Source organism: Carboxylicivirga mesophila (genome assembly GCF_018271975.1).
GTDB classification, from domain to species: Bacteria; Bacteroidota; Bacteroidia; order Bacteroidales; family Marinilabiliaceae; genus Carboxylicivirga; species Carboxylicivirga mesophila.
Window position 1 is genome coordinate 1 of the sequence record NZ_JAGUCN010000007.1, and the last position, 15,114, is coordinate 15,114.

At 39.7% G+C, this 15,114-nt stretch carries 10 protein-coding genes; all 10 read left to right on the forward strand.

Features of this window, described 5'->3' with window-relative positions; genetic code table 11:
- A partial coding sequence (locus KEM09_RS07625) for a T9SS type A sorting domain-containing protein (protein WP_212227325.1) occupies window positions 1–581 on the forward strand: 581 nt, incomplete at its 5' end.
- 339 nt (window positions 582–920) lie between these two features.
- Complete coding sequence (locus tag KEM09_RS07630; protein WP_212227327.1) at window positions 921–1,313, forward strand: hypothetical protein; 393 nt, start codon at window positions 921–923, stop codon at window positions 1,311–1,313.
- 378 nt (window positions 1,314–1,691) lie between these two features.
- Window positions 1,692–2,201, forward strand: a complete 510-nt coding sequence (locus tag KEM09_RS07635; RefSeq protein WP_212227329.1) for a tetratricopeptide repeat protein — start codon at window positions 1,692–1,694, stop codon at window positions 2,199–2,201.
- Between the two features lie 609 nt (window positions 2,202–2,810).
- The gene (locus KEM09_RS07640; RefSeq protein WP_212227330.1) at window positions 2,811–4,721 is read left to right on the forward strand and encodes a sulfatase family protein; all 1,911 of its coding nucleotides are present in this window, start codon (window positions 2,811–2,813) and stop codon (window positions 4,719–4,721) included.
- A gap of 33 nt (window positions 4,722–4,754) precedes the next feature.
- Entirely contained in the window at window positions 4,755–6,302 is a 1,548-nt protein-coding gene (locus KEM09_RS07645; RefSeq protein ID WP_212227331.1) for a sulfatase family protein, read from the forward strand.
- A 1,050-nt stretch (window positions 6,303–7,352) separates the two neighbouring features.
- Entirely contained in the window at window positions 7,353–8,237 is an 885-nt protein-coding gene (locus tag KEM09_RS07650; RefSeq protein ID WP_212227332.1) for an AraC family transcriptional regulator, read from the forward strand.
- A 205-nt stretch (window positions 8,238–8,442) separates the two neighbouring features.
- Window positions 8,443–9,879, forward strand: coding sequence for an NAD-dependent succinate-semialdehyde dehydrogenase (locus KEM09_RS07655; protein ID WP_212227333.1), 1,437 nt, complete (start codon window positions 8,443–8,445; stop codon window positions 9,877–9,879).
- Window positions 9,880–9,921: 42 nt separating this feature from the next.
- On the forward strand, window positions 9,922–10,944 hold the full coding sequence (locus tag KEM09_RS07660; protein WP_212227334.1) for an L-rhamnose/proton symporter RhaT: 1,023 nt from the start codon (window positions 9,922–9,924) through the stop codon (window positions 10,942–10,944).
- Window positions 10,945–10,981: 37 nt separating this feature from the next.
- Window positions 10,982–12,112: a mandelate racemase/muconate lactonizing enzyme family protein gene (locus KEM09_RS07665; RefSeq protein WP_212227336.1), complete on the forward strand. Its 1,131-nt coding sequence runs from the start codon at window positions 10,982–10,984 to the stop codon at window positions 12,110–12,112.
- 11 nt (window positions 12,113–12,123) lie between these two features.
- Window positions 12,124–15,057: a glycoside hydrolase family 2 protein gene (locus KEM09_RS07670; protein ID WP_212227338.1), complete on the forward strand. Its 2,934-nt coding sequence runs from the start codon at window positions 12,124–12,126 to the stop codon at window positions 15,055–15,057.
- Window positions 15,058–15,114: the final 57 nt, after the last annotated feature.

Consider the following 15,114-nt stretch of genomic DNA (forward strand, 5'->3'; position numbering starts at 1 on the left):
ATTCATACTCAATTAGCAAGGCCTGCAAAACACCGGTAACGGGTACAGCCACAGTTGATTGTGCCAACGATATGGGCGTATCTGTTTTTGCAGAAGCGCCGGTTGCCATCATTATTGATAATACCGTATCAGTAGAGGGAAATGTATTAACAGCTAATCAAGACGGAATGACCTATCAATGGATTGATGTTGATGGTAATAATACGTCAATTGATGGAGCTATAAGCCAAAGCTACACAGTAACTAAAACAGGCAATTATTCGGTAATAATTACGAATGGAACCTGTGGTTCAGTAACATCTGAACCGGTTAATGTAACAGTAACGGCAATTGGTAGATTAAATAACAGGCCTGTTACCATCTATCCAAATCCGGCCTCCAGCTTTGTTAATGTTGAATTGGGAGCTGTTGAAGGCAGAGTGGTTATTTCTCTGATAAATAGTAATGGTTCAGTGGTTGATAACTATGAAACTGCCGAATCTGTTATGAAGATGGATATTTCCGGCTTATCACCAGGTGTTTATATTTTAAATATCCAGGCAACAGGTTTCAATCACACAATAAAGTTCATTAAAAACTAACCAGTATTACAGGTTTTGTGAAATAATCATTTACAATAATTACTTGATTTCACAAGGAGCTTTCAATTGAGGGCTCCTTTTATTATGGCCTAATGCTTTGTACTATTCATAATTCAATTGAATGTTGTTATTCGGTATTTCTGATGCTTTAGGCAGCTATTAAAGCACTGCAGCCCAATGAATATGGTAAGATGTGTGAATGTAAACACCCGCATGGCTGATTAATTGTCGGAACACAAAAGACCAAAAATGTGCTGGTTATTGTATAATTACATATTGCTATGTTGCAGCTGATTTGATTCTTTATAATTCAATATAGGTACTAATTTAACGACAAAAATGAAACTTGGAAGTTTTATTGGAATTGTGACCCTGAAAGTATTAATGACGCGTCAAACATGTACTTATAATGAAATTGATGGTATCTCATTCTTATCTGCTTTATTGGGTGATTCCATTAATCAAAAGCGACATGATTATATGTATTGGGAATTTAATGAAGGTAAAGGACCTGTGCAGTTAATCAGAAAAGGAGATTGGAAACTGCTTAGGTTTGTGCTGAATAATAAGATTGAATTGTACCATATGTATTCTGATGTGTCGGAGTGTGTTGAGGTATCTGATAATCATCCTGAAAAATGCCAGGAGCTGCTGAATTTAATGAATAATGCCAGAACCGGGCACCCTCAGTTTCCTTTGACCAAAAGAAATCCATATAAAAAGAAGAAATAGGTTTTATCCTACGGAAAGAATCACCTTGAATTAAAGGTTAAATGTTGATATGCTGGCGAAAATCGTTGCTCATTTTGTCAGAGATAATTCAAACTGCGCTCACAACAAGCAAAGCATATCAAAAGAAATGCTTTGAAATAGTAGAGTTCAAGACTTTGTTACAGGTATAAAAGTTATGCGGCAAACTAAACAGTCAGCAAATTCATTTTGAAGGTTGACATGTGATAAGGCGCAGTTCTAATTATATACTAAAAAATGCATTTTTTACTGCGTTGTTTTACAATGTAATAACGATACCAAAGAAAATGATAGTGATGAAACGCTTGTTTTATTGCATAAAATGCATTGTTTTGTGCCCTTAAATCATTAAAAAGCATCATGAAATATATACGATTAATCGCGGCCGTCATTCTAACTATTTTATCGGTTTTTCTTTTTGTTAATGGCATTGTTGGATGGGGAGTACTTACAGTTATTATCTCATTGTTTTTTGTTTTGTTTCATTTTAAGAATGAAATGAACCTGTTGGCGTTTTATTTTATTCGAAAAAGCAAATTTCAGACAGTAGAACGCATTCTTTCAAGAGTGAAGCAACCTGAAAATATGATTAAGACTCAGGAGGCTTATTACTATTACCTTTTAGGCCTAACGCAAGCACAAACCAATCAGCCATCCAAAGCTGAAAAAAGCTTCAAGAAAGCACTTTCAACCGGGCTACGCCTCAAAAGTGATCAGGCGATGGCAAAGTTGAATCTATCGGGATTTTACCTGTCGAAGAGAAATAAAAAGCTGGCAAAAATCTATTTGCTGGATGCTAAGAAATTGGATAAGCAAAACCTATTGACTGCTCAGATTCGTGAGGTTGAACACATGATGAAAAGAATATAGCGATAACTTGGCATCTTTATTATAAGAAGATGTGAACTATTTTTTCTAAAAAATAATTAGATAGGAAATATAATTTCTTAAGAAGGCGAAGCAGTCTGCTTCGCTTTTGTTTTATATCAATTCCAGATTCAATTCCTCTCAAGCTTCTCACAGGTTAATCAGTTATTCTGTATGACTGACTACTTTTCTCTCTGTAAAATTGACATATATGAAGTTGGTTATATTATCATTGTCTGTAGTGCTTCTTTTCAAGGTTTCTGACTTATTATTATTCTTAAAACAAAATCTGGAAGTTGGCAATCTTTAATCTTGTTCTATAATTGAGTGGCGAAGTACATTCAACAGGATTATGAGAATGACCATATAATTGATTAAATCCTCTGTTGAGTGAATGAGTTGAGTAGCTTTGCAACAGGGATGTTATAAAATGCAGATATACAGTTAGGATAATAACCGATATGGTTCTCTATGCACTCCTATATGATAATTGTGGTACGTTATCAAAGAATGATAATGTACCATTTTCTGATTAAAATTGGCTCGTACTTTTAAAAGAGATGTTGCAACTTGCGGTAGTAAACTCAAAATCTATCACGATAAAGCAACATAATGAAAAAAAACCTCCGATTGCACTGGTTTAGCATAGTTATTCTGGCACTTGCTGCTGCTTGTCAGGTAAAGTCTGTTGAACCACCCAATATCCTTTGGATAACCATTGAAGATACGTCGCCTCACTTTATTGGGTGCTATGGTAATAAAGACGCTAACACGCCTGTTATCGATCAGCTGGCCGGTGAAGGAGTGCATTTTAATAATGCCTTTTCAACGGGTACAGTTTGTTCGCCTAGCCGCACAGCTATTATAACTGGTGTTAAAACCTATAAAACCGGAACCGGCAATCACCGCAGTACGATAACGATACCTGATTATATAAAAGGATTTCCTTATTACCTTCAGCAGAAGGGCTATTACACTACCAATAATAAGAAAACAGACTATAATGTAAGTGATGAAAAGGCTTACACTGCTGAAGCCTGGCATGAAAGTTCGGATAGCGCTGGTTGGTGGAACAGGGCTGACGGACAGCCATTCTTTGCGATTTTCAATTTTATGGATTCGCACCAATCGCGTACCATGACTCATACCTATGATTGGTATAAAAAACAAGTGTTAAATAAGCTGGATGTAGATGAGCGCATTGCGGAGAATGAATTCGAAATACCTCCGTTTTATAACGATACGCCTGCTATGCGTAAGCAGTTTGCCCGTGTTTATAACTCCCTTAAGCTGACCGATAATAAAATTGGTGCCTTATTGCAACGATTGGAAGCTGATGGATTAAAGGAAAATACCATTATCATTTTTTATGCCGATCATGGCGAAGGCATTCCACGAGGTAAAACCAATGGTATCAACCTGGGCTATAGGGTGCCTTTCATTATGTGGTTTCCTGAAAAATATAAGCATTTGTCGCCATGGGGAACAGGTGGAGTGACAAGCAATGAGTTGGTAAGTTTTGAAGACCTGGCGCCAACGATGATTAGCCTGGCCAGGGGTGCAGTACCTGAGCATCTGACCGGGCGCGTGTTGATGGGGGAGAACCGCTCCGATGAAACTAATTACCTGGTATTATCATCCGATCGGGCAGATAACGGCATTGATATGGTACGCACTGTTACCAATGGCAAATACCTGTACTCCCGAAATTTTATGCCGTTCATCCCCGAGGCAAGGTATATCCGTTATATGGAGATTAGTGACATCAAGCAACAGATGCGTAGAGATTATGAACAAAATTTGCTTAATCCTGTACAAAAACGACTGTTTGAAGCACGTCCTGCCGAGTATCTTTACAACATCGATGATGATCAATGGGAGTTGAATAACCTGGTTAACGATGAAAAGCATCAGGAGGTACTCAATAAGATGAGACAACTGCTTAAACAGGAAATGCTGAATGCAAGAGATGTGATGCTGTTGCCCGAATATGAGCTGGAGAGGATTGCGAAAGAACAGTCGCCTTATGAGTATCGTATGGGTACTGCATTCGCCATTGAAGATATACTGAATAGCGCATGGCTGGCCGGTAACAGGGGGGATATGATAGCCGGAGAACAAGTGGTAAATTTATCAGATAGCAATCAGATAGTTCGCTATTGGGCTGCTGTGGGACTTAGGTCACAACCTGCAGATATATTGTTGAAGCACGCTGAGGCTATCAGAAAGGCTATGGATGATACATATGCACCTGTAGCCATAACAGCTGCCGCCATGGCCTGGAATCAATGGGCCGACAAAAAGGCCGAAGGATTGCTCAAGGAGTTTTGTTTCCATCCGGATAATAACCTGGCACTAATGGCCATTCACTACCTGATGTATATCAATGATAAAACACCTTTTATCGAAACGGTTAGAGCATCGCGTGAGCTTGAAGGACGCAATTACAATGCAAAAGCTGCTGCAGTTGATTTTCTGGGTAGTTTGGGTTTAATGCCTAACAATCCATCATACAGACAATAAAGTATTTAATTATCAATAATAAAAAAGATTCAAATGAACTATCTAAAAGGATTTTTGCTAATTGTTATTGCTGGTTTAATAGCATGCAAACCAACTAGTAAAGAGATTAGTGATGAGGGAGCTAAAAAGCCCAATGTGGTAGTGATCTACCTCGATGATTTGGGCTATGGTGACTTGAGCAGCTATGGAGCTACTGAATTACAGACCCCAAATATAGATGCCCTAGCCAATGGAGGAATTAAATTTACCAATGGCTATGCGTCATCGGCTACCTGCACACCAAGTAGATACGCCCTGCTAACAGGTGTTTATCCCTGGAAAAATAAGAATGCCAAAATACTGCCTGGCACAGCACCATTGATTATTGATGCGGCCCAGGTAACGTTGCCTAAGATGCTGAAAGCGCAAGGCTATCAAACAGCATTGGTGGGTAAATGGCACCTTGGTTTAGGCACCGGCCATGTAGATTGGAATAAAGCGGTATCACCAGGTCCAAACGAAGTAGGTTTTGATTATGCCTATTACATGGCGGCTACACAGGATCGTGTACCTACTGTTTATTTAAAGGATGGTTTGGTTGAAGGACTGGACCCCAATGATCCGATTGAAGTGGATTACAATAAAAACTTTGAAGGTCAGCCAACAGGCAAGGACAATCCTGAGTTGTGCGAGATGATGTGGCACCATGGACACAATGCAACTATTGTGAATGGAGTACCTCGCATTGGCTATATGAAAGGGGGCGAAGCGGCTAAGTGGAGCGACGTAGATATGGCCGACCATTTTCTGGGTAAAGCACAGGACTATGTGAAGACGCATAAGAACCAACCGTTCTTCTTGTACTATGCCATGCAGCAGCCGCACGTGCCGCGTACACCACATCCGCGATTTGAAGGCAAATCAGGCATGGGGCCCCGTGGTGATGTTATTCTGGAGGCTGATTGGTGTATTGGTGAATTTATTAAGACTTTAGATGAAGAAGGCATTCTTGAGAATACGCTCATTATATTCTCAAGTGATAATGGACCAGTATTAAACGACGGATACTATGACGATGCAGTTGAGAAGTTAGGTAAGCATATGCCAGCCGGTCCGTTGCGTGGTGGCAAATACAGCCTGTTTGAAGCCGGCACACGTGTACCATTCATTACTTACTGGAAAGGTACCATTCAGCCAGGTGTGTCTGACGCCTTAGTTTGCCAGATGGATTTACTGGCCTCATTGGCTAAGTTAACCGGAACAGAGGAAACAACTACCGATAGTGAGGATATGCTGGATGTGCTATTAGGCAAAAGTGCACAAGGTCGCGAATCACTTGTTATTGAAGCTACCACCCGCACCGCATTGCGAAAAGGTGACTGGTTAATGATTCCGCCATACAAAGGAGCTAAAAAGAATCACCATGTTAATATTGAATTGGGTAACGATGAAGTATTTCAGTTGTATAATCTGAAAGAGGATATCAGTCAACAACATAATGTGGCAGAATCTCATCCGGATAAACTAGCCGAGATGCTAGAAGCTTTTAAAGCTATACGTGGTGAAAACTACTCTAAGACACAGAAGCTGGAGTTGAAATAAAATACTGTATAGGGGATATTTCCTATTTAGCCTGATCTTTTTGTGGTCAGGCTTTTTTTATGTTTTCAATTAGGCGTATTTGAAGATTAGCTTATTTTAGTTGATTAATTGCACAATGAATAAAAAGAAAAAGCCTGTAAATCAAACGATTTACAGGCTTTTTTGTGATCCCGGCGGGATCGTATCTTAATTGATATAATATTCTAAATCAGTCTTTTATAAAGCACTTAAAAATAAGGGTCTCGATATCGTCTCTTCTGATATTTATTAAATAAAAACAAATGTCAATAATTATAGTGAGTAATGCAAATAGCTGTTTTATTTAATAGGTTTAGTCGTAAGAAGGTAATAAGACCATATACTTAATACATTTGAATATATTCATATTAATGGTACACTGCTTACTTAACCTTCTAAACGAAATTAACCACTGCCGAAAGAAAATATGATGCTAAAGATAAGGGTACTACTCTTTGGAATCATCTTGTTTTATTATTTGTTAATTTATTCCGCATCTTATAATTATCAGTTAAGCTTTTTATTTGTTGAAGATGGTTTATCGCACAATCAAGGATACTTGATTGAGCAGGAACAATATGATTTTTGTTTAATAAAGTTGAAATCTATTCAAAACATGCCCAAACGTTACCTGCTGACTATCGCGTAAAAAGAGATATTGATACTTTAAATAAATGGCTATTCTGTCTAGTTTCTGATGCGATGAAGTCTTGAGTTTCCTATTTATAATTTAAGTAATTTAGTAGTATATCAGTGTTAATTTATCTCAGGTAATCTAAAGGTTGTGTGAGGCAGAAATAACTAATAATCCTGTTATAATAAGATTTATAAGATTGTTTAAATAAGAAAGTTAATGCTAATAGAATGAAGTTATCGTCTTACCCATTCAATAAAAAAAGAATGAACAGAAAATTAACAAACGATAGCACAAATTGAATTTGTATGTTTTGTGTTATATTCTAATGTAAATTTAACATCGATTGGTTATGGGAAGAGGTAATTTTATTAGCAATTCTTTTTAATCAATTCAACATGAAGCTAAAATATAAATCGACTAATTGTGTTATCAATCAATCAGTTTCTATTGAGCGTATCAAACTGCCTCATAGTGAACAAAACTGGCATTTTCATGCAGAATTTGAGTTGATTTATCATTTAAAAGGGAAAGGAATCCGAATGGTTGGTGACCATTTGGAAAAATTTAATGATGGCGATTTGGTTCTTGTTGGTTCTGGTCTTCCTCATCTGTGGAAAATGCAGGATGATTCTGATGATGTGGATGTCGTTGTTCTTAAATTTGGTAAAGAATTCAGTAAAGGTGCATATTTATCGATACCAGAATTTGACAATATAAGGCGGCTCTTGGATTTAGCTCAACGAGGAATCAGATTTGGAAATGTGACGCTTTCCAAAGTACGTGAATTGCTGGTTGCAATTTCTTCATGCGGTGGAGCCATACGTATCATAACCTTGTTAAAGATTTTATCGATACTGGCCGATGGGATTGATAAAGAATTATTGGCATCTACTCACTTTATAATATCGGATTCAAAATCTGATGACCAACGTCTCAGTAAGGTAATTGATTATGTTGTAAATAACTATTTACAGCAGGTGTCATTAGATGAAATTTCTAGAGAAGCTGCCATGACACCAAATTCGTTATGTCGGTTTTTTAAGGATCGGACAAATAAAACGATTTTTCAGTTTATTAATGAATTTAGAGTAGGTAAGGCATGTGAATTACTTATAAATGGAAACATGACTATCTCTGAGGTCTGTTACGAATCAGGTTTTCATTCGTTAACCAGCTTTAACCGTGTTTTTAAGGAAATCAAGAAAACTACGCCAAGGGATTTTCGAAGCAGATACTATCCGATCAATAAGGAATGTCAAACTAAAGCCTGTTCTGCTTGATAAACAGGATGTTTTTTAGAAGAGTTGTTTTGTTTGGATTGCAAATTAGATTTTTTGGCGAGTTCTAATGAATCCGCCAGTCTGATTTATTTTATCTGGTTAATAACTGGTTATTGTTGGATAAAAAATGCAAAGTATCGACCTGGACTACAGTGTACATTTGTTTCGTGGTAAAAACGGAGAAAACATATAAAAGTTAGGGATAATGAATTTTGGATACCAGAAATTATACATAGGAGGCGAGCTAATCGACTCCAGTAAACAGTTTAAAACGGATGTAATTTGTCCGGCTACAGGAGAATCGGTTGCGGTAATCGCAGAAGCAGCTAAAGAAGATACCGAAAGAGCTATTGAAGCCGCCCGTAAAGGCTTTTCTTACTGGTCAAAGTTACCATTGACAGAACGCACCAATTGGATGATGAAGTTGCGTCAGGCTGTATTGGAGAATGAAGAACTGCTGCGTCAGGCTATGGTTCACGAAATGGGAAAAACCTATGAAGGTGCCTGGGAGGATATTGAGGCGGTGGTTAATGGATTAGAATGGTATCCAAACGCCATGAAAAACTTGCGGGATGAGCAGATTCCGGATTACGAAGGGACACATACGCATAAGATGGTGCATCAACCTGCTGGTGTGGCGGTGGCTTACCTGGCATGGAACTTCCCTTTATTAAATGTCGGTTTTAAACTAGGGCCGGCTTTAGCCGCCGGATGCAGTTTGATTATTAAACCTTCTTCCTTGTCACCATTGTCGGCTTATTTGTTAGGCAAGATTATGCATGACATCAACTTCCCGGCTGGGGTTGTAAATATTATTGCCGGAAGCATTGATAATGTAGCAGATATATTAACTAAAAGTAAACAAACGAATGTGTTGACGATGATTGGATCCACGCAAACAGGTCTACGAGTGATTGCCGATAGCACAACATCCATCAAGAAGTTAAGCATGGAGTTGGGAGGAAATTCACCATTTATTGTTTTTGAAGATGCTGACTTTGATAAAGCATTGGATTTGGCGATAGGGCTAAAATTTGGTAATAGCGGACAAATATGTGTGGCAGCCAATCGCATATTTGTGCATGAAGACATTTACGATAAGTTTCTATCTGCTTATGTTGAACAGGCAAAAGCACTAAAACTTGGTTTTGGAAAAGATGAGAAACCAGATATGGGACCTGTAGTAACGCTCAAAGATCGTGACAGGATGTTCGACTTGATTCATGAGGCTGTTTCGAAGGGTGCTGTGGTTGAAACAGGTGCTAAAATACCGGAAGGTAAAGAGAAAGGGAACTGGATTGAGCCAACGGTTCTATCAAATGTGAACACAAAGATGCGTGTGGCGAAGGAAGAGATTTTTGGTCCGGTTGCAGCTCTGTATAAATTCTCTACAGACGATGAGGTGCTTGAAATGGCTAACGATACCGAATACGGTTTGGCATCTTACATTTTCACCAATAACCATGCACGTATCGAACGATTCAGTGCCGAATTGGAGTTTGGAGAGGTACAGGTTAACGGTGTTAAATACTCTATTTATCTGCCACATGGAGGTATTAAAAATAGTGGAATTGGTCATGATTGCTCTCACCTGGCATTGGATGATTACCTCGTGAAAAAACGAGTGTCTGTTGCCAAATAAAACTTATTCAACTCATAAAATCTACCGTTAAAGAATTACCTTATGGAAGCAATGTTCTTACCTTTTTTATTAATAGTATTTGCCAGTATTTTTCAGGGATCATTTGGTTTGGGGATGAAATACATGGCTCCCTTAAAATGGGAGTCGTGGTGGCTGGTTCACGTGATTATTGCCATGATTATTTTACCTATGGGATGGGCCTGCATCGCTGTGCCGGATTTATTTGATGTTTTAGGTAACTCATTTTCAAATCCTGATATGCAAGGTGTTGTATTTATTGCCATGTTGTTTGGTTTTCTGTGGGGAATTGGCGGAATCTTATTCGGTGTTAGTGTGCCTTACATTGGGTTATCACTAACCATGGGCATTGTTATGGGGCTAGCCGGTTCTGTTGGAGCCTTAATTCCATTGTTACGAATGGAAAATTCCACTTCTTTACCTCAATTCCCTTATGTTATAGCCGGATTGCTTATTACCCTCGTAGGCGTAACTATTACCGCCAAAGCAGGTATTGATAAAGATAAGTTGACTTCGGAAGCATCCGGTGATAAATCCAATATTCTGAAAGGAATACTGATTGCTGTTAGCTGTGGTGTTCTATCGGCCTTATTAAATGTCGGTTTCGTTGAAGCTGCTCCCATCGCAAAGCTTGCAGAAAGCATGGGGGCCATCGACAGAAATGCCAGTTTGGCAGCTTGGGTAGTTGTATTAATGGGGGCCTTTATTATGAACGCGGGATATGCCATCTTTTTGCTGGTCAAAAATAAATCATGGAGATCTTTCAAGGTTGAGGGTTCAGGCAAAGCCTATCGCTGGGCCATATTAGCAAGTGTTTTTTGGTTTGGAGCGCTGGGGATATATGGCCAGGGAGCCGCATTAATTGGTCCTATTGGCGGTGTAATAGGATGGCCCATGTTACTTGGATTGTCCTTAATTGTAAGTAATTTCTGGGCCTATAGGGCCGGAGAGTGGAATGGGGCGGCTAAGCCATTCCGATTATTATTAATAGGACTTGCAGTACTAATTATTGCAAGTATAATCCTTGGATATGCCAATATGGTGTAAGAAGGAACTCACCTGAAAATAACAAGAAAATAAGTTGATGAAGATAGTTGAAATAGAACCCTATGTCGTTAGTCAGGAACTAAATAAACCGTTTTACTTCTCTCAATGGGAATACAAAACACGCACTATCTGTTTGGTTAAAGTAACTGCCGAAGATGGTACCTATGGCTGGGGGGAAGGGTATGGTCCTGCTCATTTGGTAAAAGCCGGAATAGAGTTCTTTAAACCGTTTATTACAGGAATGAATGCACTGGAACATGAAACAGTGTGGCAAACGATGTACCGTCGTTCACTGGATTATGCAAGACGTGGTGTTATCCTGGCAGCTTTAAGTGCAATAGATATTGCGTTGTGGGATATTAAAGGAAAGCATTTTAATATGCCCATTTCAAGCTTGTTGGGTGGCAGAAAGCGCGAAAAGATAAAGCCATATGCTACAGGTCTGTATTTCACCCAATGTAATAATCAAATGCAGGAATTGGTGGATGAGGCGATTGAGTACAAGCGGCAAGGTTTTAAAGGACTCAAAATGAAGGTTGGTTTGGGCATTGCCAGAGATGTGGCGTATGTGACAGCCATTCGTCAAGCAATTGGAGAGGATATGGAGCTGATGATTGATTCCAATCATGCCTATTCATTGAAAGAAGCCACGTTATTGGCACGAAAAATTGAGCACCTGGATATTGCCTGGTTTGAGGAACCGGTTTCTCCTGAGCACTATAACTGTTATAAGCAGTTGCGCGACAAAACCCATATCCCAATAGCAGGTGGCGAATGTGAATACTTACGATACGGTTTTTTACAGTTATTTCAGAATGATTCTGTGGACATCGCACAGCCTGATATTGCAGCGGCCGGAGGGTTGACAGAGGTGAAAAAAATTGCTGCCATGGCCAATACCTTTGGTGTTGAAGTAGTGCCTCACAGCTGGGGTACTGGCATTGCTTTGCATGCTGCTATGCATTTAATTGCCAATCTGGATGTAATTCCTGGTCGTATGTTCGATTCAACCCCATGGATGGAATTGGACAGAACAGAAAATGAGTTGCGCGATGTATTGATTGAACCCTTGATTGTGCCCGAAAATGGCTATCTGCAGGTGCCTGACCGACCAGGTTTAGGGGTGGATGTGAATGCGGATGCATTAGCCAAATACGTAGTTGATTAATTAAATGACTGATGATAAAGTACTTTACAAATATTGTTGCCTTGCTGTTATTAATTTCATCAGCGGCATGCGCTCAAAACAACAGCAATACCATTTCTTTAAATGGAACCTGGAACATCGTTTTTGATGATGCAAATGAAGGAGTAGTGAAGAAGTGGTTTCTGAATGAAGAATTCAGCAAGCTGGAAAGTAAGCACATTGAGGTTCCCTCTTGTTGGGAGGAGACAGAGGAAAACTACGAAGGAGTTGGGTTTTATACCAGAAACTTTACCATTCCGGCCAACTGGGAAGGTAAAATTGTGGAGATTGATTTCGATGCTGTGAATTATTATTCAGAAGTATGGATAAACGAACAGGTGGTAGGTTTTCACGAAGGTGGTTACACGCCTTTCAGCTTCCGTATTGATAAACTCCTCAAGTTCGGTGTGGAAAATACCATTATGGTCAGGGTGGTGAGTCCCATCATTCTCACCGATAAGCGCATTGATGGCATGGGCCGTCAGGAAGTGCCCATGTGGCGTGGTGCCATCACTGGTGGAATCTGGCAAGGCGTAAACCTGAGCGCCAAGGGACATACGCATTTGGCCGATGTGTTTATTGAGCCGCGTATTGCATCTAATGAGGCAGTATTGAATATGACCGTTAATAATGCAGATGCCTTTACAAACAACAAATTAGTTGAGGTTAGCATAGAAGATTCAGAAGGAAACGTTGTTGCTTACAGGAAAGAGAGCATCGTGGCTTTACCCGGTAAAAACAAATTGAGCTGGTCAATGAAAATTGAGGATGCCAAATATTGGTCAATGGATAATCCTTACTTATATAAGGCCAATGTTAGCGTATTGGATGACAAAGTACTTGAAGATAAGTGGTCGGTTAAATTTGGGATGCGCGAGTTTTCTGTCAAAGATGATCAGTTCACTTTAAACGGTAATCCACTATATCTGAAAGCCACCTTTTTTGAGGGACTTTATCCTGTCAAATTGGCCTATCCGGATAGCCGCGAGATGGCCATTAAGGAAATTACTCTCGCCAAAGAAGCTGGGTTTAATATGATTCGTCCCTGGCGAAAGCCGGCCCCACCTATGTGGTTGGACTTGTGTGACTCGCTTGGTGTTCTGACTGTAGGAAGTTTAGTGACTGAGTGTATGCTCAGGCCAATATCAACACCGCGTTTATCTCATGTGGTTGAAAATGAGCTAAGAGAAACCATTCTCAATAATCGTAACCGCACCTGTATTGTGCAATGGGAGTTGTTTAACGAGATTAACCGCCCTATTTTAACGCAGATGCTCAATTCAATGTCGGTTTTGGCGAGGGAGCTGGATCCTACCCGTATGATTCTCGATGAGTCAGGAGGCTGGGGTGAAGGTGCCAATATTTATCTGCCTTATGAATGTATACCAAAGAAATTCAACGATATTCACCATTACAGTGGCTCACAGGTGTGCGAGGAAGAGTTTAATGGATACCTGGCTACCGCTAAAACAAAAGAGGAGAAGGAAAATTCTGGAATAATTGATGCTAAAGGCTACGGGAAACATGTGGTACCTGGCATGATGACTTATCTGTCAGAGGTAGGTTATGGCAGCACGCCGGATTTGATTAGCAATAGTGAGGAGTTTAATAAGAAAGGTAATCCCATAGTTGCACCACCGGTCTACCATAAAGCACTGAATGATGGCTATGTGACAGCATTAAAGAAGGTTGGGTTTGATAAGATTTATTCAAATGTACACGACCTTTATTTGGAAGAACAAAAAATACATGGAATAGCTAATAAGCGCATGTTAGAAGCTATCCGCTTAAATTCAATCGTTAAGGGCTATTGTGTGCATGCACTAGTGGGAGGTGACTGGGTGTTAGGCGCCGGTTTGCTTGATTTATGGCGAAATCCAAAGACTCTGGTTTATGATATGACCAAAGCAGCTAATCAGCCACAGATAGCTCCAATACGCATTTTACCGCGTAATGTTTATGCACAAAAAGGAGCGCAGTTGCAGGTATTTGGTGTAAGTGAGTTAGTAGATGAAAAGGCTGTTGTCGAAGTACAGATTCTGGATACCAGTAAAAAGGTGGTGTTGTCAGAGAAGCTGAATATCACTTTCACATCCGGTATTTCGACTTTTATGGATGTTAAACTGGAAACCAAATATTACTCTGGCACCTATACGGTAGAAGTAAACGTAATTAATGAAGATGGAGAGGTGATTACCAAAAATGCACAGCCTTTTGATGTCTTTACTGAAGTTCAGTTAGCAACACCTGTAGCTAATGTGGCGGTGGTCGATTTTGAAGGAAGTCTGAAGGCATTCCTGGATGCTAAAGGAGTTCAATACCTTGAGTTTACAGAAAACTTGGATAAATCTATTCCGGTCTTGGTAGGTAAAGGTCAAAAGAAGGATAAGCGCTATCAGAAAGCTGCCATGGATGTAAAAGCCTTTGTTGAGAAAGGGGGATATGCTGTGTTTTTAGAAACCGTTGGCAATAAAATACCTGGGTTCGACCGGGAACTGCACGAAGTGGAGGTGGATGCTTTACCGCTTAGTGCTGAACTGCATGCCAAGTGGGCCACACGTGGCGGCTGGGCAGCTAAATCACATATCGTAACTGAGCATCCGGTGTTTGATGGACTGTCCACCAATATGATTATGCATGGTGTGTATGAGAATGTACATCCTGTTGAATCCATGTCGAAAATTAAAGGGCAATATATTGCGGGTATGATTGGTTACGACCATTTTCCCAACAATGACATAATGGTGCGCCATTATAACGGGCCGGGCGAAGTATGGTGGGCAGCAGATGTAATGGAGGCCAACATTGGAAAAGGACAAATGCTGATGTCAACCTTACGCATTATCGATTTTCTGGACAAAGACCCGGTGGCCGAAAAGCTACTGTTTAATATCATGAATTATGCAGCAGGTGAAGCGCAGCAATAATTACTAATAATAACACAATGCTGTATATGGCTGTGGCTATGGTGCAGCATTGATGTT